At 68.9% G+C, this 23,628-nt stretch carries 20 protein-coding genes, 1 pseudogene and 1 riboswitch; of the genes and pseudogenes, 16 read left to right on the top strand and 5 right to left on the bottom strand.

The window, feature by feature from the left end:
• Nucleotides 1–581: 581 nt before the first annotated feature.
• Nucleotides 582–1,592, bottom strand: a pseudogene (gene adhP, locus E3O67_RS02475) (alcohol dehydrogenase AdhP).
• 225 nt (nt 1,593–1,817) lie between these two features.
• Between adhP and menC the strand changes: the two are divergent.
• Both menC and rraA read left to right on the top strand, forming a co-directional pair.
• Complete coding sequence (gene menC, locus E3O67_RS02470) at nt 1,818–2,927, top strand: o-succinylbenzoate synthase (protein ID WP_134432919.1); 1,110 nt, start codon at nt 1,818–1,820, stop codon at nt 2,925–2,927.
• A gap of 106 nt (nt 2,928–3,033) precedes the next feature.
• The gene (gene rraA, locus E3O67_RS02465) at nt 3,034–3,498 is read left to right on the top strand and encodes a ribonuclease E activity regulator RraA (protein WP_135101770.1); all 465 of its coding nucleotides are present in this window, start codon (nt 3,034–3,036) and stop codon (nt 3,496–3,498) included.
• 284 nt (nt 3,499–3,782) lie between these two features.
• Here rraA and E3O67_RS02460 read toward each other — a convergent pair whose 3' ends face one another.
• Nucleotides 3,783–4,388, bottom strand: a complete 606-nt coding sequence (locus tag E3O67_RS02460; RefSeq protein ID WP_134432915.1) for a hypothetical protein — start codon at nt 4,386–4,388, stop codon at nt 3,783–3,785.
• A 128-nt stretch (nt 4,389–4,516) separates the two neighbouring features.
• Between E3O67_RS02460 and E3O67_RS02455 the strand changes: the two genes are divergently transcribed.
• The 3 genes from E3O67_RS02455 to E3O67_RS02440 all read left to right on the top strand — a co-directional run bounded on the left by E3O67_RS02455 (nt 4,517) and on the right by E3O67_RS02440 (nt 6,971).
• A complete protein-coding gene (locus E3O67_RS02455; protein ID WP_134432913.1) occupies nt 4,517–5,092 on the top strand; it encodes a MarR family winged helix-turn-helix transcriptional regulator in 576 nt (191 codons plus the stop codon).
• Entirely contained in the window at nt 5,092–5,949 is an 858-nt protein-coding gene (locus tag E3O67_RS02450) for an SDR family oxidoreductase (protein WP_134432911.1), read from the top strand. The genes E3O67_RS02455 and E3O67_RS02450 overlap by 1 nt, the downstream gene beginning before the upstream one ends.
• Nucleotides 5,950–6,170: 221 nt before the next feature.
• On the top strand, nt 6,171–6,971 hold the full coding sequence (locus E3O67_RS02440; RefSeq protein ID WP_134432909.1) for a nuclease-related domain-containing protein: 801 nt from the start codon (nt 6,171–6,173) through the stop codon (nt 6,969–6,971).
• Nucleotides 6,972–6,976: 5 nt separating this feature from the next.
• Here E3O67_RS02440 and E3O67_RS16785 read toward each other — a convergent pair whose 3' ends face one another.
• Nucleotides 6,977–7,147 (bottom strand): hypothetical protein, encoded by a 171-nt coding sequence (locus E3O67_RS16785; RefSeq protein ID WP_166787061.1) that lies wholly within the window; start codon nt 7,145–7,147, stop codon nt 6,977–6,979.
• Between the two features lie 94 nt (nt 7,148–7,241).
• Here E3O67_RS16785 and E3O67_RS02435 point away from each other — a divergent pair, with 94 nt between their 5' ends.
• The 3 genes from E3O67_RS02435 to E3O67_RS02425 all read left to right on the top strand — a co-directional run bounded on the left by E3O67_RS02435 (nt 7,242) and on the right by E3O67_RS02425 (nt 10,625).
• On the top strand, nt 7,242–8,054 hold the full coding sequence (locus E3O67_RS02435; RefSeq protein ID WP_134432907.1) for a nuclease-related domain-containing protein: 813 nt from the start codon (nt 7,242–7,244) through the stop codon (nt 8,052–8,054).
• Nucleotides 8,055–8,171: 117 nt separating this feature from the next.
• On the top strand, nt 8,172–10,121 hold the full coding sequence (locus tag E3O67_RS02430) for a hypothetical protein (RefSeq protein ID WP_134432905.1): 1,950 nt from the start codon (nt 8,172–8,174) through the stop codon (nt 10,119–10,121).
• Between the two features lie 120 nt (nt 10,122–10,241).
• The gene (locus E3O67_RS02425; protein ID WP_134432903.1) at nt 10,242–10,625 is read left to right on the top strand and encodes a cupin domain-containing protein; all 384 of its coding nucleotides are present in this window, start codon (nt 10,242–10,244) and stop codon (nt 10,623–10,625) included.
• An 86-nt stretch (nt 10,626–10,711) separates the two neighbouring features.
• Here E3O67_RS02425 and E3O67_RS02420 read toward each other — a convergent pair whose 3' ends face one another.
• The gene (locus E3O67_RS02420) at nt 10,712–11,149 is read right to left on the bottom strand and encodes a phosphohydrolase (RefSeq protein WP_134432901.1); all 438 of its coding nucleotides are present in this window, start codon (nt 11,147–11,149) and stop codon (nt 10,712–10,714) included.
• Nucleotides 11,150–11,417: 268 nt separating this feature from the next.
• Nucleotides 11,418–11,491: riboswitch (cyclic di-GMP riboswitch) on the top strand.
• 377 nt (nt 11,492–11,868) lie between these two features.
• Between E3O67_RS02420 and E3O67_RS02415 the strand changes: the two genes are divergently transcribed.
• From E3O67_RS02415 to E3O67_RS02385, 7 genes are read left to right on the top strand one after another with little or no spacing between them, the layout of a single operon-like run.
• Nucleotides 11,869–13,719 carry a methyl-accepting chemotaxis protein gene (locus E3O67_RS02415; protein WP_134432899.1) on the top strand — a complete coding sequence of 617 codons (1,851 nt, stop codon included), beginning with the start codon at nt 11,869–11,871 and terminating at the stop codon, nt 13,717–13,719.
• Nucleotides 13,716–14,165: a chemotaxis protein CheW gene (locus E3O67_RS02410; protein ID WP_134432897.1), complete on the top strand. Its 450-nt coding sequence runs from the start codon at nt 13,716–13,718 to the stop codon at nt 14,163–14,165. Before E3O67_RS02415 ends, E3O67_RS02410 begins: the two co-directional genes overlap by 4 nt.
• Nucleotides 14,162–16,261 (top strand): response regulator, encoded by a 2,100-nt coding sequence (locus E3O67_RS02405; RefSeq protein ID WP_134432895.1) that lies wholly within the window; start codon nt 14,162–14,164, stop codon nt 16,259–16,261. The genes E3O67_RS02410 and E3O67_RS02405 overlap by 4 nt, the downstream gene beginning before the upstream one ends.
• A complete protein-coding gene (locus tag E3O67_RS02400) occupies nt 16,258–17,367 on the top strand; it encodes a chemotaxis protein CheB (protein ID WP_134432893.1) in 1,110 nt (369 codons plus the stop codon). Before E3O67_RS02405 ends, E3O67_RS02400 begins: the two co-directional genes overlap by 4 nt.
• Nucleotides 17,364–18,695 carry a protein-glutamate O-methyltransferase CheR gene (locus tag E3O67_RS02395; RefSeq protein ID WP_135101768.1) on the top strand — a complete coding sequence of 444 codons (1,332 nt, stop codon included), beginning with the start codon at nt 17,364–17,366 and terminating at the stop codon, nt 18,693–18,695. Before E3O67_RS02400 ends, E3O67_RS02395 begins: the two co-directional genes overlap by 4 nt.
• Nucleotides 18,695–19,075, top strand: coding sequence for a chemotaxis protein CheW (locus E3O67_RS16780; protein ID WP_166787060.1), 381 nt, complete (start codon nt 18,695–18,697; stop codon nt 19,073–19,075). The genes E3O67_RS02395 and E3O67_RS16780 overlap by 1 nt, the downstream gene beginning before the upstream one ends.
• 11 nt (nt 19,076–19,086) lie before the next feature.
• A complete protein-coding gene (locus E3O67_RS02385; RefSeq protein WP_167726439.1) occupies nt 19,087–20,091 on the top strand; it encodes a diguanylate cyclase in 1,005 nt (334 codons plus the stop codon).
• Nucleotides 20,092–20,182: 91 nt separating this feature from the next.
• Here E3O67_RS02385 and E3O67_RS02380 read toward each other — a convergent pair whose 3' ends face one another.
• Entirely contained in the window at nt 20,183–20,815 is a 633-nt protein-coding gene (locus E3O67_RS02380) for a vWA domain-containing protein (RefSeq protein ID WP_134432885.1), read from the bottom strand.
• Between the two features lie 328 nt (nt 20,816–21,143).
• Between E3O67_RS02380 and ppsA the strand changes: the two genes are divergently transcribed.
• Nucleotides 21,144–23,534: a phosphoenolpyruvate synthase gene (gene ppsA, locus E3O67_RS02375; protein ID WP_134432883.1), complete on the top strand. Its 2,391-nt coding sequence runs from the start codon at nt 21,144–21,146 to the stop codon at nt 23,532–23,534.
• Nucleotides 23,535–23,628: the final 94 nt, after the last annotated feature.

Genomic DNA, 23,628 nt, shown 5'->3' with positions numbered 1-23,628 from the left:
TTGCTGCAGCATCCGTTGCCCCTTGCCCGTTGCCCGTTGCCCGTCCACGTCCCCCCCGTCCACGTCCCCCCGTCCACGTCCCCCCATCCCGTCCGCCGACCGTCGCGTCGGCCGTCGCGTCGGCCGTCATTGCGCCGAGTGTCGCCGATTCTGCCGATAATCGCCCGTGCAGCGGCGTCGCTCGGCGAAAACGGCGATTGTCGGCGAACGTTGGCCGCATCGGCCGAGGCTGTCCGGCGCCCCGGTCGCCGAGTTCGACTGTTCCGGTCGAGTTTGGCGATCGAGCGATCGATTGGCACGAGGTCGACCGCGAGGGTCGACCTCGCCACCGGCGACGGATGCCCACCCCCGCGCTGGCACCCCTCTCGCGCTGGCACCACCCCCGCGCTGGCACCCCTCTCGCGCTGGCACCACCCCCGCGCTGGCACCCCTCTCGCGCTGGCACCACCCCCGCGCTGGCACCCCTCTCGCGCTGGCACCACCCCCGCGCTGGCACCCCTCTCGCGCTGGCACCCCTTTCGCGCCGGTACCCCTCCAGCGCCGGCACCACCCCCGTGCCGTCGCCCGCTCAACTCCCTCGGTCAGTACTCGATGACGACGCGGCCGTCGATCTTGCCCTGCTTCATCTCGTCGAGCACCTCGTTGACCTCGTCGAGCGTGCGGGTGTGCACGGTGGGGTGGATGAGGCCGCGGGCGTAGAAGTCCATGGCCTCGACCATGTCCTGCCGGGTGCCCACGATGGAGCCGCGGATGGTGAGCGCCTTGAGCACGATATCGAAGATGGGCGCGGGGAAGTCGCCCGGCGGCAGTCCGTTGAAGACGATGGTGCCGCCGCGGCACGCCTCGCCGATCGCATGCCCGAACGCCCGAGGGTGCACAGCCGTGACGAGCACCGCGTGGGCGCCGCCGATCTCCCGTTGGATGACCTCGATCGGATCCTCGTTCATGGCGTTCACGGTCAGCTCGGCCCCGTGCTTCCGGGCCAGCTCGAGCTTGTCGTCGGCCACGTCGACGGCGGCGACGCGCAGCCCCATGGCCCGGGCATACTGCACGGCCAGGTGGCCGAGGCCGCCGATGCCGGAGATGACGACCCACTGGCCCGGCCGGGCCTCGGTCATCTTCAGACCATTGTAGACGGTGACTCCGGCGCACAGCACCGGGGCGACCTCGACCGGGTCCACGCCGTCGGGAAGGCGCACCGCCTAGCGGGCGTCGACCAGCAGGTACTGGCCGAACGAGCCGTCAACGCTGTAGCCGCCGTTCTGGTGCTCCTCGCACAGGGTCTCCCAGCCGGTGCGGCAGTACTGGCAGTTGCCGCACGCCGACCAGAGCCAGGCGTTGCCGACCAGGTCTCCGACCGCGACGTCGGTGACGCCGTCACCGAGCGCGACGACCCGGCCGACGCCCTCGTGGCCCGGGATGAACGGCGGGCTGGGCTTGACCGGCCAATCGCCCTCGACCGCGTGCAGGTCGGAGTGGCACACGCCCGAGCTGATCAGCTTGACGAGTGCCTGGCCGTGTCCGGGCTGCGGAACCGGCACCTCTTCGATGGTCAGTTTCTGACCGAATGTCGTGACGACGACGGCACGCATGGTCGCCGTTTCGACGCACTGGGCGTCGACGGTGGTGTCTGTCTGCGTGGTGGATGTCATGGTGGATCCTCCTTTGACGAACGTCTATGTCCGTGGGTTAGAGGCTAGGTCGTGGCAGGTTGCGCCCGGTTGCGGCCGGGTCGCGGCGCCGAAAACCGGCACCGGGGCAGTACCCTCAGCGAAGCAGCAGCCTCGCACCGAAGCACCCGCGAAGAAGGAACTCCCATGAAAATCGAGAACATCGAGCTGCGGCGCGTGCATATTCCCCTCGTGCGGCCCTTTCGCACCTCGTTCGGCACATCGATCGCCCGGGAGATCACGATCGTGCGGGTGAAAACCGCGGATGCCGAGGGCTGGGCCGAGTGCGCCGCCGACACGCGCCCGCTCTACAGCTCGGAGTTCCTTGACGGCAGTGATCTTGTCATCCGCGACCATCTGATCCCACGGCTGCAGGCCCTCGGCGACCGGCTCACCGCCGAGCGCGTCGCCGGCGCCCTGGAACCGGTGAAGGGGCACACGATGTCCAAGGCCGTGCTGGAAACGGCCATCCTGGACGCGCAGCTGAAGGAGACCGGCGTCTCGTTCGGCGGCTACCTCGGTGCCGTGCACGACACGGTTCCGGCCGGGGTCTCGGTGGGCATCATGGACTCGATCGACGAGCTGCTCGAGGCCGTGGCCGGCTACCTGGAGGAGGGCTACCTCAGGATCAAGCTCAAGATCGAGCCCGGCTGGGACCTCGAGCCCGTGCGGGCCGTGCGCGAGCGCTTCGGCGACGAGTTGCTCCTCCAGGTCGACGCGAACACCGCGTACACCCTCGCGGATGCCCGCCACCTCGCCCGGCTCGATCCCTTCGACCTGCTCCTGATGGAGCAGCCGCTCACGGAGGACGACCTGCTGGGTCACGCCCACCTGGCGCGGCGGATCACGACCCCGATCTGCCTCGACGAGTCGATCGAGTCCGCCCGGGACGCGGCCACGGCCATCACCCTCGGCGCCTGCAGCATCATCAACGTCAAGCCGTCGCGGGTGGGCGGCTACCTGGAGGCCCGTCGCATCCACGATGTGGCGGCCGCGCACGGCGTGCCGGTCTGGTGCGGCGGGATGCTCGAGACCGGCATCGGCCGGGCCGCGAACGTCGCCCTGGCCGGGCTGCCGAACTTCGTGCTGCCCGGAGACACCTCCGCCTCCAACCGGTACTACGCCGAGGACCTGACCGCGCCGTTCGTGCTAGAGAACGGGCACCTGCGCGTGCCCACGGGCCCGGGCATCGGCGTGGAGGTGCTGCCCGACGTGCTGGCCGGCGTGACGGCATCCGTCACTGAGATCAGGTTCTAGTCGGCTGCTTCCCGACCATGACGGGCGACGGATGCCTGTGCCACTCGCCGGCCGTGCCGCTAGCCTGAGGGAGACGAGCCACCACACCGAACTCTGGAGGACACCAATGCTGTTGACCGCCGACCTGTACGACCAGCGCGGTGAAGACCTGCAATCCGTGCCGCTTCAGTTCCTGAACCTGGGCGGCCGCGCCCGCTTCAGCGGACCGATCCGCACCGTGACCTGCTTCGAGGACGACGCCCTGCTCAAGTCGGTGCTGTCGACGCCCGCCGCCGGCGAGGTGCTCGTGATCGACGGTGGCGGCTCGCTGAACACGGCGCTGATGGGCGACATGATCGCCGAGCTCGCGGTGCAGAACGGCTGGGCCGGCGTGGTGATCAACGGCGCGATCCGCGACCGGGTGGCCATTCAGGAGATGCCGCTGGGCGTGAAGGCCCTCGGCAGCAATCCGCGCAAGAGTTCGAAAGCAGGCGAGGGCGTCACGGATGCCGTCGTCCGGTTCGCCGGAGTGACGTTCACTCCCGGGCGCACGATCTTCTGCGACGAGGACGGGATCCTCGTCGAGCGGTGACGGGCTGCGCGTGGTGATGAGCTGCATCTGCCTCGCAGCCGACGCCGCGACCAGGACGCGCGGCGCCACCCGAGGGAGCTCACTCAGGTGGAGCCGCTGGTGCGTGTGTCCAACGTCATTGTTGTTCGTGTGGACGCTAGTCGTGCAACCGATACTCGTAAATCCGGCATTGTTTCGGTCCCACTGCTCCACGTTACTTTGTCACCGGTCCGCTTGTCATCACCTGCGAGCTAACGATTGGCGCCGACCGGTCGCGGCCCGGCGCCCGCGACGGATGCGCCGGCTCAGCGCAGCGTCGGGCGGTCGGAGCGCACGACCAGGCTGCGCTCGGTGAGCTCGACCATCCGTCTTGTGCCGTTCTCGAGGGTGACCTCCACCTCGAAAGCGTGGTCGAGCGCCTTGCTCCTGCGGAAGTCGGTGACGGTTCCGCTGCCGACCTCGGCCAGGGCGGCCTGCCCGGCGGTCGTGCGTTCGACGCTCGCGGTCTCCGCGGTGGTCAGCACGCGGGGTTCGGCGACGGATGCCGCGTCGCCACTCCAACTGGGTGTGCTCACCCACACGACCGTGAAAGTCTCATCGAGCTGAACCGCGACCTCGACCCCGTTCGGCAGCCGGGTGTCGACCGTGTAGGACCCGGCGGACCCGGCGGATTCCGCGGACTCGGAAAGCGCGGCGGGGCCGCGCTGGGCATCCGTCACGGTGCCAGGCCCGACCTCGGTCAGGGCCGCGCGGCTCGCGCGCGCCATTTCCGCGTCGGTCAGGGTGGTCTCGCCTCCCGGCCCCACGGCGGCCGCGATTCCGGCGGCACCGGCGCCCACGGCCACCGTCGCGGCGAGGGCCGCCGCGATCCAAGTCGACTTTCGGATTCCGGGCACCTTGATTGCATTCACACCCCCAGTCTGGGGGACTCCGGGCTGCCCCGATGCCACGGCGGTCTCCGACGCGCCTTCACCGCGAGCCTCCGCCGCCGGTTTACATTAGAAGCTAAACTAAATGAAATCGATGAAAGGCGTGGCCCATGTCCGGCTTCTCGTCCGCCGCGGCTCGCGGTGACTCCACCGCAAGCGGCGACTCCACCGCAAGCCGCGACCAGGGTCTCGCCGTGGTGCTCGCGGCCCTGGGCTCCGTCACCCGGGAATTCAATGCGCGCGGCAACTACCCGTTCAAGAGCCGCTCCCTGGGCCGGTCCCAACTGGACATCCTGTTCGTGCTCTCGGAGGCCGCCGACGCCACTGCCGCTACCGCCCACGCCGCCGCCACCGCCCATGCCGGCGTCACTGATGACCCCGGCGTCGGGGTCGGCGGCCTCGCCGCCGCGCTCGGGGTGACCAGCGGTGCGATCACTCAGCTGGTCGACACCCTGCGTGCGGCCGGTTGGGTGACGAGCGAGGTCAACCCGGCGGACCGTCGGGCCCGCATCATCCGTCTGACGGATGCCGCCGCGCACGAACTCGAGGACTTCCGGCGGGACTACGTGAGCAGCCTCGCACCGCGCTTCGATTGCCTGACCGTCGGCGAAATCACCGAGCTCGGCCGGCTCTTGCGGAAGGTGCAGTCCGCGGCAGCCGAGGTCTCGTCCCGGACGGTCATCTGATGGGCGCCATCCTCGTCACCGGAGCGTCCGGTACGGTCGGCCGGGCCGTGGCCGCCGCGCTCGTCTCCGCCGGGGAGAGCGTCGTCTCCGCGGTGCGGAATCCGGCCGGCTCCGAATTCGCCCTGAACCCTCCGGCCGGCACGCCCCGCGCCTTCGACTTCGCCGACCCGACCGGCTGGGACGGTGCGTTCTCCGGGGTCGACCGGCTGTTCCTGCTGCGCCCACCCGCGATCGCGAACGTGGCGGACACCCTGATCCCGGTGATCGACACGGCACTGGAGCGCGGCATCCGTCAGATCGTCTTCCTCTCCCTGCAAGGCGTCCAGTTCAACCCGGCCACCCCGCACCACGCCGTGGAGAAGCACCTGCGGCTCCGGCGGGCCCCGTACACGTTTCTGCGGCCGAACTTCTTCATGCAGAACCTGTCGACCGTCTACCGCGACGGCATCCGGGAGCAGGGCGAGATCTATCTGCCGGCCGCCCGGGCGCGCACCGCATTCGTCGATGCGCGCGACATCGGTCGGGTCGCCGCGCGGGTATTCACCGAGCCGGGGCACCTCCGCACGGCGTACACGCTGTCCGGCGAGCAGTCGCTGAACTACGACCAGGTGGCGGAGATCCTCTCGGAGGTGCTCGGGCGCCGCATCACCTATGCGCGGCCAAGTTCCGGCGACTATCTGGCCCGGCTGGCCGAGCAGGGCGCTCCGGCCGACTTCATCGCCGTGCAGAAGATGATCTACCGGGTAGTTCGCCTCGGAGTGTCCGCGTTCCCGAACCGGGCGATCCGGCGGCTCACGGGCGAGCCGGCAACCACCTTCCGGCAGTTCGCCGCGGACCACCGGGACGTCTGGCTGTAGGCGAGGCCCGCACCCGTGCCCGCACCCGTGCCCGCACCCGTGTCGGCAGCCGTGCCCGCACCCGTGCCCGGACCCGTGCCCGCACCCGTGTCGGCAGCCGTGCCCGCACCGTCGCTCCGTGCACGCGGTGCGCCAGCCGCCACGCCGTGGATACCCCCCTTCGGGGACTGCGTGCTCCCGTGCCCCAGTCGCTAGATTCGAGACAGCAAGGGGGGTTTGCGATGGCGTTCGACAGTGCCACGATGCAGGGGAGCTTCGAGGCGCAGTCGGTCGACGAGCAGCTTCTGCGGGTGCAGGGATGCGCGCCCCGCCGCCCGCTGTTCGCTCGGTTCTTCGGCCGTCCCCCGCTCGGCGTCGACAGCATGTCCTGGTACCGCGGGGCCGAAGGAGAGATCGTGGTGGGCACCATCCTTGCGTCGCTGCCGCCCGAGTGGACGGCGTTGCACGCGGTGCCGATCGACTGCCCGAACGCCGCGACCGACCACCTCGTGATCGGCCCCGGCGGAATCTTCACGATCACCACGAAGCGCCACCCGATCCATGACATCCGTGTCGCCCGCGACTCCCTGCAGATCGACGGCGAGTCGGTGCCCTACCTGCGCAACGCGGAATACGAGGCCGAGCGCATCACGAACCTGGTGCGAGAACGGATGCCGCTGGTCGCGCCCGTGCAGCCGGTGCTCGTGTTCGTGGAGCCCGGGCTGCTGACCATCGAGCAGAAGCCCCAGCAGGTCAAGGTGCTCGACGCCCAAGACCTGCGCCGATGGTTGGTGCGGCTGCATCCGGTGCTGTCGGCCGGTGAGGTGCAGGAGGTGGCCGACCTTCTCGACAGCCCCAACGTCTGGCGAGCACTGCCCGACACCCCTCCCGACGATCTGCGCGAGCCGTTCCCGGCGCTCTACCCGCGGGTTCCCTCGGTGGGCCGCCGACGGATGCTGTGGGGCCTGATCGCCGCGGCGGGAACCGCCCTCGCCGGTTACGCGGTGTTCCAGCTCGTCCAGGCGGCGCTCGCGACCGCCTGAAATCCCTACTCGGGCAGTCGGCGGCGGAACTCGTCCGTCAGCGCGTCGAGTGCGGTGCAGATGGCCACGAGTGACTCCTCCACCCCGCGGGGTGCGGCGGCATCCTCTTTGATCGTGTTGATGTGGCTTTCCAGCAGTCCGAGCTGCGTCTGCACGACCCTCATGTTGTTGACCATCCCACCATCGTAGGGGGGGCGTTCAGGCGTGCCCCAGAGCGGGTGCCACCCGTTGAGGTGAGCCGTTACACTCAACGATGGGGGACCAGGACAGATGACGTTGGAAAGCACCACCATGCGCCGGCGCTTCGCGGCCCAGTTCATGATCGAGAAGCTGCTGCGCGAGCAGGGCAGCACACCTCCGCGAACCCTGTGGGCCCGGTTTCTGGGACGTTCCCCGCTCGGCATGAACTGCGAGGGCTGGTACCTGGGTGCCCAGGGTGAGATCGAGGTGGGCCAGAAGCTGGCCGCACTGTCACCGGAATGGGCGGTCTTCCACGCGCTGCCGATCGGTGGGCACGGCTGGGACATCGACCATGTGCTGGTGGGCCCCGGCGGGGTCGTCACCGTCAACACCAAGCAGCACCGCCGCCAGCGCGTGATCGTGGAGCAACGCAGCGTTCTCGTGGACACCCGGCCGGTGCCCTATTTGCGCCACGCAAAATTCGAGGCGGAGCGGGTCACGACACTGCTGGAAGAGCGCCGCCCGCTGTCCACTCCCGTGATCGGCCTCGTCGTCTTCGTCGGGGCGCGCAGCATCCACGTGCGCTCGTCGCCGGCTCCCGTGACGGTTCTCGACGCCGAGGAACTCGTTCCGTGGCTGACGGCGCTGCCGATCGTGCTGGGACCGGCGGATCGCCTGGGCATCATCGAACTGTTGGACGACCCGGACATGTGGATCGACGTTCCGCTGGGGTCAGGCGAGGGCCTGATAGAGGGTTTCACCCGTCTCGACGCCGAGGTGCGCGGCGCCGCCCTGCAGCGCAGGGTGCTCTTGCCGCTCGAAACGGCGGCGGCGGCCGTGGCCGCCTTCATCGTGCTCAACGCGGCGACGACGATGGTTGTGGAGATACTCGCAGCCCAGTGAGGAAGCGGGGAGTCGGGCTGCATACACCCTGAACCTTAACGCGCGGGGTCATTCTCGCAGGCGACAGGCGTACCCTTCATTCACAGCCCGTCACGAAGGCTGGAAGGGGAGTCAGTGGTGTATACCCGCGTTGAGACCAGCGTCGCGGTGCAACAACTCGCTAACGGTCTGCACCATGCGGGCCGTGATCGTCCCTGGGTTGTGGTGTCGTCGCCGTTCGGCACTGCTGTACCCGAAATCGGCATCGACCAGCTCGCCGGCCAGATCGGCGACGTCGCGCGCGTCTTCCTGATCGGGACCGGAGAGCTCACCCGCCAACTCGGCGACCTGCTCCCGGCCCAGTTCCAGGTCTACGGCAGCGCCGGCCGGTCCTACCCCGTCGGCGACGCGTTCGCCGAACTCTCCCGGTCCCGGCTGCGGTTCACGCACGGCGACCCGCAGCATGCCACCGATCAGCTGGTGACGGATGCCCTCGCCCACGCGCATCAGGCAGGCCTCTTCGCGCTCGCCCCGGCATCCGTCATCACCGTGAACGGCACCGTCAAGGGGTTCATGTTGGGTGGGTCCCGCGCCCTCGTCGAACTCGACGGCGGCGGCATGGCCACCGTCTGGCAGGAGCTGACCTACCCGCCGGTTCCCCTCGACTGGACCCTGAAGCCCGGCCAGCGCATTCAGGGTGCGCTCGACGCGCCCACCCATCGCCTCAATGTCGAGATCAAGCCGCCCTCCGTGGCCGCGATCGCGAGGCGCTACCCGCACGGCAGCATCACCCTCGCTTTGGTGCAGAAGGTCAGCGCGCGGCGGGCGGTTCTGGCCCTGCACCCGCACTTGGCCCTCACGATCACCCGGGCTGACATCTCCGCAAACCCGCTCGACCAGGTCGACGCCCTCCTCTCCGAGGGCGACGTCGTGGCGGCGCGGGTCATCCACCTGCCCAGCGGTGCCCTGCACCTGTGCCTGAGCGACGTCGACGACGACGAAACGGTGCTGCCGCCGCTCTGCGCCGTGCGGAACGGTCCGCCCTGGCTGCAGGAGAACCGTCCATTGCTGCCTCTGGTCGAGGAGGACGAAGGCGCCGCCGCGGTCGTCGAACTCGACGGCCAACCCGCGCTCGTGGGAGCCTCCGCATCGACGGGCCATCGGGTGGTGGTCGACCTCGTCGCGGCCGGCCCTGCTGCCGGTGCTGCCGGGCTCTTCGGTTCGGCGGGCGCTGCCGGTGCCTCCGCCCTGATCACCGCCGGACCGACATCGGACCGCCTGCACCCGCGCCCGTCGCCCGGGCCCGGGCGCGTGCACGCCCTGCGCCCGGCCACGACGGGGGCCATCCCGTTCCGGGTCACGCCGACTCCGGCTCCCGCGCCGCATTCGGCGCTGCAGTCCACCCAACTGTCCCTCGCCGAGGCGAAGTCACGCATCGTGCGGCTGGAGACCCAGCTGGTTGAGGCCGGCGCCACCGATTCCGACATCGCCAAGCTCCGTGAGCAGGCCCGCTCCGCCCAGATGCAGTTGCGGGACACCCTCGTCGAACTCGCCACCCTGCGCCACACGGTAGCGGAGCTGCGCGACGACCAGCGCGCCCAACGACGGATGCTGCGCGAATCCCGCCGCACCGCCCCCGCCCATGCCGCGGTCAGTGAGTACGAGTCGCGGCGAGGCGCCTGGGAGGAACCGTCCGGCTGGGTGCGGCACGAGATCCTCCTGGCCTGGGTCGACCGGGTTCCGGAATCGGACCGCGAGGAGTGGAAGTTGCCGCAGAGTTACGTGCTGGGGGAGCGGTTCGCCGAATCTCTCACCGGGCTCGACGACGGCCAGCTGGCCAAGGCGTTCAAGGCATCCGTGGATGTGCTGACCGGCCGGGTGAAGACCCTCCAGGGCAGGCACCTGCACGCACTGCGCCAGGGCGCCGGGCCGGCCGACCCACACCTGCTGCGCTGGGACGGCGCGCGCTGCATGCGCGTCTCGATCGAGCAAAACACTCCTGCCGCGCGCCGCATGCACTTCTGGCAGCTCCCGGATGGCGGCATCGAGCTGGGCCGCATCGTCACCCACGACGACATGGAGGCCTAGACCGCTTTCGCCCTCACCTCTTCGGGGCTACCCTGATCTGCGCACAGACCGTTGACGCTCGGAGAGTCGCGTCGTCTGGGCCCCTGTCGATCGGCCCTCCAGAGGCACGAAGGAGTACCCATGTCTGCCACAGAACACGAGTTGCGGGTCAAGTCTCTCGACTCACCCGACGAACGCCGCACGCCGCAGAAGACCAACCTCGATCTCAATCGACTGGGGCAATACACGATCGGACGCCTGACGATGCAGCCCGGCTGGACCTGGGCGGACTGCATCAGGCCCATCGTCCAGACGGATTCCTGCCAGCTGCTGCACGTGGGCTTTTGCGTCTCCGGCACGCTGGAGACGGTGCTGGACGACGGCACTGCGGCCACCATCTCGGCCGGAGACTCATACACGATCCCGCCGGGCCACAACGCCCGTGTCGTGGGTGACGAGCCGTTCGTCGGCATCGAGTTCGCCAGCGCCGAGGCCTTCGCGGTTCCCATAACCTACTCGTCCTGACCCTCACCCGGCCGCGAGCCGACAACTTTGGGGGCACGGATGCCGCCACACCCCAAAGCTGTCGCCTCACCGCCGTCCAGGCGGCCTCAGCTGAGCGCGGCCAGCGCCGCCCCGTACTTCGCCGCGAGCCGCACCTGCATGCTGGCGTCCAGCTGCTCCACGCGCCAGGGCTCCAGGTTGTCGGCGATGTCCGCCCGCTTCACGGCGAGAGCGATCGGGTTGGCGCGGATGCCGGCGTAGTAATCGGCGTCGCTGACGGCATCCGTTCTGGTGAGCACCGTGACAGCCTCGACCACGCCGCCGGGAATGCCGGCCTCGAGCAGGTCGTGGCGGGTGATGCTCGAGTCTTCGAGCACGTCGTGCAGCCAGGCGGTGGCCTGCTCGAGCGGGTCGTTGAGGCGCTCGGAAACGCGACGGGGATGGTCGATGTACGCTGCGCCGAGCTTGTCGACCTGGCCTTCATGTGCGGCTATGGCGATTGCTTGTGCGGTGGCGACATAGGCATCGTCGGTGGTGATTGTCATGGAGACCCCCTTGGCAGTACGAACGGAACAGTGCGAGCGGCTGACCCACGTCTGCAACGTTAGCCCGGGCCCAGGTTTGGTGCTAGAAGCCGTTTTCGGAGAAATCGCGCCGCGGAAGGCATCATCTTTCGCGCTGGTGGCCGTGCCCCTCGATTTGGGGGGATTCTCGGAGGCGATTATTCTCGCCGGGGCGGTTGTGCGCCGAATCGGACTGATAAGTTTTTCTCAGGTGACCTACTGGTCGCTGGAGAGACGGTCACTTTCACGTCAATCGCAAGGGCACACTCGTCGTGAGGCGGGGTCGCAAAGGCACGGAACCCTCGGGTTAGCCGGCCTACCGAATGAGAAGGAACCGCCCCAGATGAACTTCACCTCCCTCGAGGCCGACACGAGATGCGGCCGTCCAGGCCTGGCTCTGTCCCCTCGTGGCGCGGTGGACAAAACCTCCGTCACGTCGTCCCCTTGGGTAGGCGCGCGACTGTAACGGTGGAAGCCGGGCAAGATTAGGGATCTTGTCCTGATATGGCATTGCGATCGGGAATCGATTCGGGTTCGGTTCTCGATCGCATGCTTGTTTCACACCTCTGAACGGCCAGCGCGCAGGTGCCCGGCCCACAGCTTTTAGAACGTCGGATTCACGCGGAAACACCGCCCTCAACGACTGCATCGACGCAGGCACGGAATTGCACAGCCGCAGAATTAAGGACCGGTAAGAGAACATGGCAACGCACGCGAGGCGCCGCTGGCGTTCCCTTCCCCGCCGCTTCGGCGTGCAGATGGTCTCGGCCATGCTGCTGGTTTCGGTGCCGCTCATGATCGTGCTCGCGGTGCTCCTGACGACCGAGTCATCGGCGAGCCTGTCCACGGCCGCCGAACGCAAGGGCGTCACCCTCGCGCGCGCGGCCGCGCTGCGCCTCGAGGACTGGGTGGCCGAGCGCCACAGCGACCTGAAACTGATCGCCCAAACCGTCACCGAGTTCGACACCCCGGCCACCACGGCCCGGCTGGCGGCCATTGACAAACCGTTCGGCGGCTACACCCTGGTTCAGATAGTGGATCCCTCGGGCACCGTTCTGTCGACCAGTCGCCCCGACGGCGCCCTCGCCACGGTCGGCGAAGACTGGTTCGCCACCGCGCTCGCCGGCGACCGGGTGCTCACCTCCATGCTGCGCAGGGGCGACCGCATCGAGTGGGTTCTAGCCCAGCCGGTGCTCGGCAACAACGGAACCGTGCTGGCCGTCGTCGTTGCCAACCTCGACCCGGGCATGCTGCCCGGCCTGCTCGACCCTGACCTCGGGTCAACGGAGGGCGTGGTCGTCGTGGATGCCGACCAGCGGCTGATCTACGACGCGAGCCTGTCAGCGGCAACCGATGACGCGGCTCTGCTGGCCGGCGGGGTGCTGAGCACCGTCGTGGACAACGCCGCCATCCGACTGGCCTCGAAAAGTGGTGAACCCGGCTCCGCCCGCTACACCAACCAGGAGGGCGTCGACCTGATCGGCGGTTTTGACACCGTCTACGGCCTCGATTGGGTGCTCATCGTACGGGAACGCGCGAGTAGCGTGCTGGCCCCCGTCGAAGCCCAGCGCGAGCGGGCCATCCTCCTGGTCGCGGTCGGCGCCGCACTCGCCGTCGCCGTGTCGATCGGGCTCGCCTGGCGCACCACCCGTTCCGTCAACCGGCTGACCGCGGTGGCCCGGAGGGTCGAGCGGGGTGACCTCACGGCTCGCGCCACCCCCACCGGGTCCGTGGAACTGCGCATGCTGGCGGAATCCTTCAACGCCATGCTCACCAATTCCCAGCAGCTCATCGCCCAACTCGGCTCGGCCGGGGTCGACGTGAATGCTGCGGCCACGCAATTGTCGGCATCCTCTGACGAGTTGGCGGCGATCACCACCCAGCAGAGTGCCGCGGTCACCCAGGCAACCGCAACCACCGAGGAACTCGCCCGCTCGTCGGTCGCCATCGCGGACACCGTCGACGCCGTCGCCCGCCAGACCACGGAAACCCGGCATAACCTCCAGCGGGCCGAAGGCGATTTCATCCGGTCGAGCGAACGCACCCTCGCCCTCGCCGGCCGGGTCAACGACATCGACATTCTGCTGGTGCTGATCAATGACATCGCCGACCAGACGAACCTGCTGGCCCTCAACGCCGCCATCGAAGCGGCCCGCGCCGGCGAACACGGCCGCGGATTCGCGGTGGTCGCCGACGAGGTGCGCCGCCTGGCCGAACGTTCGAAGACCTCTGCGGGCGACATCGCCGTGATCGTCACGGCCGTGCAGCGGGAAACCAACGCCACCGTGATGGCCATGGAAAAGGGTGCCAAACAGATGCAGCAGGGACTGCAACTGCTCGAAGCGGTGACGGATGCCAACGGCCAGGTCAGCCTGACCACCCAGCAGCAGCGCAGTGCCACCGCCCAGGTCGTCGAGACCATGGAACAGCTCACGGATGCCAGCCGCCAGGTTTCGATCACGGCGCAGCAGATCGCGGACTCCGCCGGTGACCTTGCCGACCTTGCCCACAATCTCGAGTCCACCGCAGGAGCCGGCAGCAGCAGCCGATGACATCCGTGCACGCCGTGCTCCTCCCGGTCGGACCGGATCTCTTCGCCGTTCCGATCGATCGGGTCCGGGAAGTCGTGGCGGCCCCGCCGCTGACCCGGCTGGTCACCGCACCCAGGCTCGTGCTCGGCCTGTTCAACCTGCGCGGCCAGATCGTGCCGCTGCTCGACACGGCGGCCCTGCTCGGCCTGCCGGTGATCGATGCGGTCGCCTTCGCCGTTGTGCTGCAGACCCGGCACGGTCTGCTCGGCCTGGCCGTGACGGGATTCCCCCGGCGGGCCATGCTCGACGGGTTGATTGGTCCGTCGGAACTCGTCGGCACCGCCGGAACCTTCCGGGTGGGGGAACGGGTGGCTGTGCTCCTCGACCCCGACACCCTGCTCGCCGCCGAACGGTTCGGGCGCGCCCCGAGCAGTGAGATCGTCGCCCCGAGCCGCGTGGACGCATGAGCGTGCTCGGCCTGGACCAGATCCGGGAGCTGTTCTCCCAGGAAGCGGAGGTGCGCCTCGCGCACCTCGACCGGCTGCTGCTGCAACTCGAACAGACCCGCAACGACGAAACCCTGATTCGCTCCATCTTCCGGGAACTGCACACGCTGAAGGGGTCCTCGGCCATGGCCGGCCTCGACCAGGTGAGCGCCATCGCGCACGGGCTCGAGGAGATCGTCGAGGGCCTTCGTGCGGGAACCCAGGTGGTCACGCCGGTGATCATCGACACTCTGCTCGCCGGAGCCGACCGGCTCGGCCAGGCGATCGCGGGCCTGCCGGTCGCGGGCCTGCCGGTCGCGGCGGAGCCCGAGTCGCTGCCCGATCCGCCGGCCGGCAGTGAGCTGGTGCAGCTCGAGGTCCTCCTGCCGTCCGCCGCCGACGTTCCGCCCGTCGCCCCCGGGGCGGCCGCCGCCGAGGCTGCCGGAGCCCGCGATGTGGGCGGTGTCGTCATGGTGCCGATGGAACGGCTCGATGAGCTGGTGCGCTTGATCGGCGAGTCGGCATCCGCTCACCTGCGCGTCGGCCGGATGCTGACCGAGAAATTCGGCGTCGACCCGACCCTGAACACCGAGTTCAACGACCTGTCCCGCACCCTCAACGAACTGCAGGATCGGGCCCTGCGCACACGCATGGTTCCGCTGTCCACCATCACCGACAAGCTTCAGCGGGCGGTGCGGGACCTGTCGCGTGCGCAGGGGAAGACCATCCACTGGGAGGTGCGCGGCGCCGACACCGAACTCGACCGCGGTGTGCTGGTGCAACTCTCCGACTCACTGCTGCACCTGGTGCGTAACGCCGTCGACCACGGCATCGAGGCCGACGCGGTGCGGGCGGAGGCCGGCGAACCGGTGGGCGGAACCATCCGTCTGCACGCGATGCAGCTGGGCTCTGAGGTGATAATCGCCGTCACCGACGACGGTGACGGTATCGATACCCTGCGCGTGCGGGAGCAGGCCGAACGCCAGGGGATCGACACGACGGGGCTCAGTGAGGACGACCTCCTGCACCTGGTGTTCCACCCGGGGCTGTCGACCACCACGTTCGTTACGGACGTCTCGGGTCGCGGGGTCGGCCTCGATATCGTGCGCGCCAACGTGGAGGCGGCGCACGGCCGGGTCGAGGTGCGCTCCAAACTGGGGCTCGGCACCGAGTTCCGGATCATCGTGCCGATCACCCTCGCCGTGATGCGCTGCTTGCTCGTGGAGGCGGGCGGTCAGCGGTTCGCGTTGCCTTTTCACCGCGTAGTGCTTTCCAGACGTTTCGACCCGGCAACCCAGTCCAGCGTCGAGGGGCGCACCGTGATCTTCGTCGAGGACCAGCCGGTGCCGGTCTCCATCCTCGCCGACACCGTCGGCCTGCCTGCCACACAGCCGGGAACGCAGGCGGAAACGCCGGCTGGAACACAGGCGGGAACACGGCCCGGGACCGGCCCGATCGTGGTGCTCGCCGACACCGCCAGGCGCCACGGATTCCAGGTGGATCGCCTGGTCGGCCAGCGTGACGTGGTGGTCAAAGGCCTGAACGGACTGCTGGCGCACTTTCCCGCGGTCGCGGGCGCGAGTGTCGAACCCGACGGCTCCATTCTGATCGTGCTCGACCCGCCCGGCCTCATCCAACGCGCCCGGCAGGCGGGCCGCGGCCCGAGCGCGCGGAAACCGGATGCCGCGGCCGCCGGCACCGGCGCCCAGCGCATCCTGGTCGTCGACGACGCCCTGACCATCCGGGAACTGCAGCGCAGCATCCTCGAACGAGCCGGTTTCCAGGTCAGGGTCGCGGTCGATGGCACGGATGCCCTGGCGCGCCTGGCCGAGGAACCCAGCGACCTGATCCTCACGGACATTGAAATGCCGAACATGGACGGGTTCGAACTGACCGAGGCGGTGCGCGCGCATCCGGCACTGGCGAATATCCCGGTGCTGATCCTCAGCTCCCGCTCGAGCGACTCGGACCGGCAGCGCGGCCTCGACGCCGGCGCCGACGGGCTGATCCCGAAGAGCGGCTTCGATGCCGGAAGCCTGCTCACCGCCGTGAACCGACTGATTGGCCAGAGAACATGATGAAGGCACAGCCCGGCACACCGATCCGGGTACTGCTCGTGGAGGACTCTCCCACCCAGGCCGGTCCGCTCACCCGCGCCCTGCAGCACGAGGGAGACATCGTGCTGCTCGGCCAGAGCGTGACCGGTGACGCCGTGCTCACCCGGGTGCTCAGTGAGATGCCCGACGTGATCATTCTCGGCCTCAGCACGGCCGACGCCGCCGGCCAGTGCTTCATCGGGCAGGTGATGGCACACGCTCCCACACCCATCCTGGTGCTCTCCGCCCTGATCATGGATCGGCACTCGGCGGCAGCCACCGAGGCCCTCGTCGCCGGGGCACTCGAGGCCCTGCCGCTGCCGGGCGTCTGGAACGCCGAGCGCGAAGCCGCTCTGCGGCACACGGTTCGCCAACTCAGCAAGGTGCATGTGATCCGGCATCCGCGCGGAGGACAACTGCGGAGTGTGAGCGTTCCGGGTCCGGGTCCGGGTGCGGGTGCTGCGGCTACTGCTGCGGGTTCGGCTGGTACCGCTTCGGATGCGCCGCCGCGCGGCGGAGTGCAGCGCGCGGTCGTGGCGCTGGCCGCATCGACCGGCGGCCCCAAGGCTCTGGCCACGGTGCTGGCCGGGCTCGGCGGACTGCGCGCGCCGGTGCTCGTGGTGCAGCACCTGCATCCGGATTTCACCGGTGGACTCTTCGACTGGATGCGCCGCGATTCCGCGCTGCCGGTGGAAATGGCCGTGCACAACCAGATCGCCCGGGCCGGGTGCGTCTATCTCGCTCCGGGTGGAACCCACCTGAGGCTGGCCGCTAACCTGCGCCTCGAGCTGGCGAGCACTCCCGTCTCGATCCACCAGCCGTCCGCCGATGAGCTCTTTCGCTCGGTGGCGCAGCACGCCGGGCCGGCCGGTGTCGGCGTGATCCTGACCGGCATGGGCGACGACGGCGCCCGGGGGCTGCTCGAGCTGCGCAACCGTGGTGGTAAGACCTTCGGTCAGGACCAGGCCTCCTGCGCGGTCTTCGGGATGCCGCAGGCCGCCCACCGCCTCGGCGCGGTCACCAGTCTGTTGCCGCCCGATCAGCTCGCCGACGAGATCCTGCGCGCCGTGACGCCGGTGTGGTCATGAGCAGCGGCGACCCGTCGGAGACCATCGTGGACCGGGTGGCCGAACTCCTCCGCACCGCGGTCGGGCTCAAGCCGGAGCCGACCCTGCGTGCCCGGCTGCGCCGGTGCATCCGTGACGAGGCCGCCCGCCTGACCGTGGATGCCGAGACGTACATTCAGGCGCTCACGACCAGCACCACGCTGCGCCAGGCCCTGCTCAACCGGGTCACCGTGCAGGAGACGGGGTTCTTCCGTCACCCCGAGCATTTCGACGTGCTCATGCGCGAGATCCTGCCCACGCTGACCCCGCCGCTCACGATCTGGAGCGCCGGTTGCGCCAACGGCCAGGAGGCGTTCAGCCTGGTGATGCTGTTGGAGGAACTCGGGATCGACGGCTCGGTGATCGCCACGGACGTGTCGACCGCGGCGCTGCGTCGCACGAGTGCCGCGCGCTACTCGGACCGAGAGATCAGTGGCCTCACACCCACACGCATCAAGCGCCACCTCACCCGCGCCGGCCTGGAATGGCAGGTCAACCAGTCGCTCCGGGACCGGGTCAGCACGCTGCACCACAACCTGATCGCACCGGTCCCCGATCAGGCGCGCGGGAGCCAGGTCGTGTTCTGCCGCAACGTACTGATCTACTTCTCCACCGAGCATGCCCGGATCTTCCTCGACCGGATCGCGAACGCCCTGCCCACCGCGTGGGTGTTCCTCGGGGCGGCCGAGACGATCTGGTCGATCGGTGACCGCTACGAAACCGTGCGGATCGGCGGTGCGTATGCCTACCGGCCGCGGGTTGAGGAGGGAGCCATTCCCGCGGTGGTGTCGGCGATGCCGGCCGCCGGGTCGGTGGCGGCGGGATCGGTGTTGAGGCTGCCCTCGGCGGCTGGCGCTGAGAGTGAGCCTGAAACCGGGTCTCGGGCCGGGTTCGGGTCTGGGGCCGACGTTGCGGACGACTCCGCGGCGATCGCCCGACTGGTGCGGGACGGGCAGGATGCCCTCGCGGCGCGTAACGACCAGGCCGCCGTCGTGCTCTTCCGCAAATGGGTGTACCTCGCCCAGGACGACGCGCTTGCCCACTTGCATCTCGCCCTCGCCCTCGAAGCAGTCGGCGACCAGGCCTCCGCACACCGGGCATTCGGGGCCTCCCGCCGTGCCCTGCTCGAGTCGGATCCGGCTCAGATCAGCGCCGCCGTCGGCGGCTACGACGCGGCCGAACTGCGCGCGCTGCTCGACGGCCGGCAGCCCGACGCGGCGCGTTCCGAGACCGCGCGTTCCGACGCGGTGCCTTCCGCCACCGGCCAGTCCGTCGCCTGGCGGCCCGACAAACAGCAGGAGTTCAGCTGATGATGACCATGGTCTGTTTCCGGGCTGCCGGGGATGCGTACTGCCTTCCCGTGGAGTCCACCCGCGCTGTGCGCACGAGTGACGGCATCCGTTCTCTGCCGGGTGCCGCCTTCGATATCGTCGGAATTCTGCCTGGCGCCGTGCCCTTGACGGTCATGTCGGCGCTGGGCGACGGCGGCAGCCACGTGCTCGTCGTCGAGAGCGCCGAGACAACGTTTGGGCTGCTCGTGGACAGCGTTTCCGGGCTACGACGCATCGAAGAAGCCGAGATCCGGCCGCTGCCGACGGGCCACGGGCGTGCGTTCGTTTCGGGATCGCTCGACACGGATGGTGAACTCATGCTCGTCGCCGACCCGCAGGCCCTGGCGGCGCGGCTGTGACCGGCGGTGCTGTGACAGACCGTGCTGTGACCGGGGAGGCGGGGGCCGGGATCACCGTGCTGATCACGGACGATTCGCTCGTGATCCGCGCCGTCGTGCGTTCGCACCTCGAACTGGAGGGCTACACCGTCGTCGAGGCCATGGAGGGTCTGGACGCGCTCGACCGGTGCCGACAATCGCCGCCGGATGTGATCCTGCTCGACATCGAAATGCCGGGGCTCGACGGCTACGAGGTGCTGGCGATCCTCAAGGCCGACCCGCTGCTTCGGGACCTCCCGGTGGTCTTCCTGACCACACTCACCGACATGAAGAGTGTGCTGCGGGGGCTGCGCGGCGGAGCCCACGACTACCTCAAGAAGCCGTTCGAGCCGGCCGAGCTCGTAGCCCGGGTCGCCGCGGCCGCGCACGTCAAGAAGTTGCAGGACCAGCTGCGCCAGCGCAACACCGAACTCGACCTGCTCAGTCGCACGGATGTGCTCACCGGCCTCCACAATCGACGTCACCTGGAGGAGGAACTCGCCCACCACCACTCGCGCGCCATGCGCCACGGGGATCCGTTGAGCGTGCTGCTGCTGGACATCGACCACTTCAAACGCGTCAACGACGGCTACGGGCATCCCGCGGGCGATGTCGTGCTCGCGGTGTTCGCCGAGAGGCTGCGGCAGGAGCTGCGCGATGGGGACGTGGCCGGACGGTGGGGCGGCGAGGAGTTCCTCGTGGTGCTGCCGCGCACCGACCTGGCCGGCGCCCTCTCGGTGGCCAACCGCATCCGTCGGGTCGTCGCGGCGACGCCCATCGTCGCGGCGGGCGTGGGGATCGCTGTCACCGTCAGCGGAGGCTGCGCTTCCGGACCACTCGGTGGTTCTGATCAACTCGTCGACGTCGCCGATGCCCAGCTCTACGCCGCCAAGGCCGCCGGCCGCAACCGCATCATGGCTCCGGCCGCGCCGCTCGGCCTCGCGTTGGAGTTGGACGAGGCGTCGGCCGAGCCGCGCCCGCCTGAGTCCCTCGGCTGAGTTGCGCCCGCCGGAGCCGCTCGGCTGAGTTGCGCCCGCCTGAGCCGCTCGGCTGAGTTGCGCCGGGCTCCTTCAGACGCGGAATCGTTGTCTACACGGCCTCACCGCCGGCTTCGGCGCGCTCCTCGACGGTGAAGCCGCGCTTGTCCTTCTTGCGCACATCCGTCACGTAACGACCGAGGTTCGCGCTCATCGCGGCGACCTCGCCAGGAGCTGCGGCGAACGTCATGGAGCTGGCGGCGTCGAAGCCGAGCGTGGCACCGGTGAGCACGGCGTCCTGGTTGGCGCCGAGGAACACAAAGTCCCAGCTGTACGTCTCGGTCTGCCGGTTGATCAGGGCGCGCACGGCAGCCGCGGAGTATTCGCTGCTCGAGTTCTCGCCGCCGTCGGTCACGACCACGACCTGCACGGTGCCGGGGCGGGCGTGTTCGGGCAGCACCCGAAGCGTCTCGCCGAACCCCGTGACGGCGATGCCGATCGCGTCGTGCAAGGCCGTCATGCCACGGGGGTCGAGTTCGATAGTGATCTCGTTCGGGGCGGCGAGGGTGTGGGTGTGCTCGATCTCGTCGTCGAAGGTGACGACGTCCACGGTGAGCAGGCCCGGCTCAGCGGCTTGCTCGGCAAGCATCGCGGTCAGGCCGCCGACCATGTCGTCACGGATGCTCGACATCGAGCCGCTCCGGTCGATCACGAGCAGCAGAGCGGTGTAGTTGGGATCAGTCATCTGTACCTCCTGGTTGAGGCTCCCTCGTGGGGAGTACTTCAGAGTCTCAGGAGCCACTGACATTGGCGGCGGCCCGGCGGCACACGGCCAGGACGGATGCCCGGCGGCACACGGCCAGGACGGATGCCCGGCGTCGAACCAATTCGACGGAGATTCTGGAGGAAAGGCGGCTTTTCAGCCTGCTCGGGGTCGTTTTGGGCAAAATCTCCGTCGAATTCGCTCGGGGTGCGGCTCAACTCACCGGGGCCACAGTCGGGGGAGTAGGTTGCCCACTACGTGGCACGACCCGGGGATATGGGCCGGACCTTCACAGAGGGGTAGACGAACAATGTTCGAAAGCAGTGTGGTGTGGTTCAACGAGATCGGTCTGGGCGACATTCCGCAGGTCGGCGGCAAGAACGCGTCGCTGGGCGAGATGGTGCGTGCCCTCAGCGACGACGGCGTGCAGGTGCCGGACGGGTTCGCGACGACCGCCAACGCCTATCGCGCGTTCATCGCGGCGAACGAGATCGAACCGGCACTGCGGCGCCAACTGGACCTGTTCCACGCCGGCCGCGCCTCGCTGCGCGTCACGGGTGAGGCTCTGCGCGAGCTGTTCCTGGGAGGTGAGTTTCCCGCGGACGTCGCCGACGGCATCCGTGCCGCGTATCGGGAGCTGTCGGAGAAGGCCGGTCACCCGAACCTGCCCGTGGCCGTGCGCAGCAGTGCCACCGCCGAGGACCTGCCCGATGCCAGCTTTGCCGGGCAGCAGGAGACGTTCCTCAACGTGACGGGCGAGCGCGACCTGCTCGACGCCTGCCGCCGATGCTACGCCTCGTTGTTCACCGACCGAGCGATCAGTTACCGCGAGGTGAAGAAATTCGACCACCTGGATGTGGCGCTTTCGATCGGCGTGCAACGGATGATCCGAGCCGACGTCGGCGGCTCCGGGGTGATGTTCTCCATCGACACCGACACCGGCTTTCCGGGCGTGGCCGTGATCAGCGCCGCCTGGGGGCTCGGCGAAACGGTGGTGCAGGGCACCGTCAATCCCGACAAATATCTGGTGTTCAAGGCGCTGCTCGACCAACCCGGCGCCACGCCCATCATCGAGAAGACCCTCGGCGAGAAGGCCCGCAAGATGGTCTACGCCAAGGGCGGTAGCGCCCGCACCCGAACCATCGACACCCCCGAGCGCGAGCGGCGGTCGTTCGTGCTGACCGACGCAGAGATCGTGAAACTGGGGCGCTGGGCCGTGATCGTGGAGAACCACTACGGCCGCCCGATGGACATGGAGTGGGCCAAAGACGGTGTGACCCGCGAATTGTTCCTGGTGCAGGCGCGTCCGGAGACCGTGCACTCGCAGGCGAGCGGAACCCGGTTCACGGTGAGCACCCTCACCGAAACCGGGCCGCTGTTGGTGACCGGGGTCGCGATCGGCGACAGCATCGCGAGTGGCGTGGCCTGCGTGATCAAGGACCCGGCCGACATCGAGAAATTCGTCGACGGCGCCATCCTGGTCACCGAGATGACGGACCCCGACTGGGTGCCGATCATGACCCGCGCGGCCGGCATCGTCACCGACCACGGAGGTCCCACCAGCCACGCCGCGATCGTCAGCCGCGAGCTGGGCGTGCCGGCCGTCGTGGGCACGGGCATCGCCACCGACACGCTCACGGATGGCAAGCTGATCACCATCTCCTGTGCCGAGGGCGACGAGGGCTACGTCTTCGAGGGTCAGCTGGCCTTCGAAACCGAGGAGATCGACCTCGGCACCGTTCCGAAGACCCGCACCAAGGTGATGGTCAATATCGCCAGCCCGGCCGCGGCGTTCGAGTGGTGGCGGCTACCGGCCGACGGTGTGGGGCTGGCCCGGATGGAATTCATCATCAACAACCTGATCAAAATCCACCCGATGGCGCTCGTGCACCCGGAGCGGGTCACCGACCGGTCCGCCATCCGTCAGATCGAAGAGCTCACCCGTGGCTATATGGACCCGAAGGAATATTTCGTACAGGCGCTCGCGCTCGGCATCGCGAAGCTGACCGCGCCCTACCACCCGGACCCCGTGATCGTGCGGATGAGCGACTTCAAGACCAACGAATACGCGCACCTGATCGGCGGGTCGGTCTTCGAGCACTCGGAGGAGAACCCGATGCTCGGCTTCCGCGGTGCCTCACGCTATTACGACGAGCGCTACCGGGAGGGGTTCGCCCTGGAATGCCGGGCGATCAAGCAGGTGCGGGAGAAGATCGGCTTTGACAACGTGATCGTGATGGTGCCGTTCTGCCGCACCACGACCGAGGCCGACAAGGTGCTCGCGGTGATGGCGGAGAACGGGCTGGTGCGCGGCGAGGCCGGACTGCAGATCTACATGATGTGCGAGATCCCGGCCAATGTGATCCTGGCCGAGCGGTTCGCCACGCGCTTCGACGGCTTCTCGATCGGCTCCAACGACCTGACCCAGCTGGTGCTGGGTGTCGACCGCGACTCCGAGGATCTTGCCGCCCTCTTCGACGAACGCGATGACGCCGTGAAGCTGATGATCAGCGAGGCCATCCAGAAGGCTCACGCCGCCGGCATCAAGATCGGCATCTGCGGGCAGGCGCCGAGCAACTACCCCGAATTCGCGGCCTTCCTGGTGGAGGAGGGAATCGACTCCATCTCGCTCAACCCGGACAGCTTCCTCAAGACGGTGGCCCGCATCGCGGAGGCGGAACGGAACCACGACACGACGTAGCGCGGAGCGCTCGGCGAGTGGGCGGCTCGGCGAGTGGGCGGCTCGGCGGGCGCGCGGCTTGGCGGGCGGGTGGCTCGGCGGGTGGGCGGCTCGG

Source organism: Cryobacterium sp. TMT3-29-2 (genome assembly GCF_004564305.1).
GTDB classification, from domain to species: domain Bacteria; phylum Actinomycetota; class Actinomycetes; order Actinomycetales; family Microbacteriaceae; genus Cryobacterium; species Cryobacterium sinapicolor.
The sequence above is the reverse complement of the archived record's forward strand: the minus strand, read 5'-3'. Positions and strand labels throughout refer to the sequence as shown.

Excerpts from the sequence above, each read along its gene's own strand:
- E3O67_RS02420 (WP_134432901.1), bottom strand. The coding sequence starts at position 11,149 with ATGACAATCACCACCGACGATGCCTATGTCGCCACCGCACAAGCAATC.
- E3O67_RS16785 (WP_166787061.1), bottom strand. The coding sequence starts at position 7,147 with ATGGTCAACAACATGAGGGTCGTGCAGACGCAGCTCGGACTGCTGGAA.
- E3O67_RS02435 (WP_134432907.1), top strand. The coding sequence starts at position 7,242 with ATGACGTTGGAAAGCACCACCATGCGCCGGCGCTTCGCGGCCCAGTTC.
- E3O67_RS02410 (WP_134432897.1), top strand. The coding sequence starts at position 13,716 with ATGACATCCGTGCACGCCGTGCTCCTCCCGGTCGGACCGGATCTCTTC.
- E3O67_RS02450 (WP_134432911.1), top strand. The coding sequence starts at position 5,092 with ATGGGCGCCATCCTCGTCACCGGAGCGTCCGGTACGGTCGGCCGGGCC.
- E3O67_RS02455 (WP_134432913.1), top strand. The coding sequence starts at position 4,517 with ATGTCCGGCTTCTCGTCCGCCGCGGCTCGCGGTGACTCCACCGCAAGC.
- E3O67_RS16780 (WP_166787060.1), top strand. The coding sequence starts at position 18,695 with ATGATGACCATGGTCTGTTTCCGGGCTGCCGGGGATGCGTACTGCCTT.
- ppsA (WP_134432883.1), top strand. The coding sequence starts at position 21,144 with ATGTTCGAAAGCAGTGTGGTGTGGTTCAACGAGATCGGTCTGGGCGAC.
- E3O67_RS02425 (WP_134432903.1), top strand. The coding sequence starts at position 10,242 with ATGTCTGCCACAGAACACGAGTTGCGGGTCAAGTCTCTCGACTCACCC.
- E3O67_RS02405 (WP_134432895.1), top strand. The coding sequence starts at position 14,162 with ATGAGCGTGCTCGGCCTGGACCAGATCCGGGAGCTGTTCTCCCAGGAA.
- E3O67_RS02415 (WP_134432899.1), top strand. The coding sequence starts at position 11,869 with ATGGCAACGCACGCGAGGCGCCGCTGGCGTTCCCTTCCCCGCCGCTTC.
- E3O67_RS02395 (WP_135101768.1), top strand. The coding sequence starts at position 17,364 with ATGAGCAGCGGCGACCCGTCGGAGACCATCGTGGACCGGGTGGCCGAA.
- menC (WP_134432919.1), top strand. The coding sequence starts at position 1,818 with ATGAAAATCGAGAACATCGAGCTGCGGCGCGTGCATATTCCCCTCGTG.
- E3O67_RS02380 (WP_134432885.1), bottom strand. The coding sequence starts at position 20,815 with ATGACTGATCCCAACTACACCGCTCTGCTGCTCGTGATCGACCGGAGC.
- rraA (WP_135101770.1), top strand. The coding sequence starts at position 3,034 with ATGCTGTTGACCGCCGACCTGTACGACCAGCGCGGTGAAGACCTGCAA.
- E3O67_RS02440 (WP_134432909.1), top strand. The coding sequence starts at position 6,171 with ATGGCGTTCGACAGTGCCACGATGCAGGGGAGCTTCGAGGCGCAGTCG.
- E3O67_RS02400 (WP_134432893.1), top strand. The coding sequence starts at position 16,258 with ATGATGAAGGCACAGCCCGGCACACCGATCCGGGTACTGCTCGTGGAG.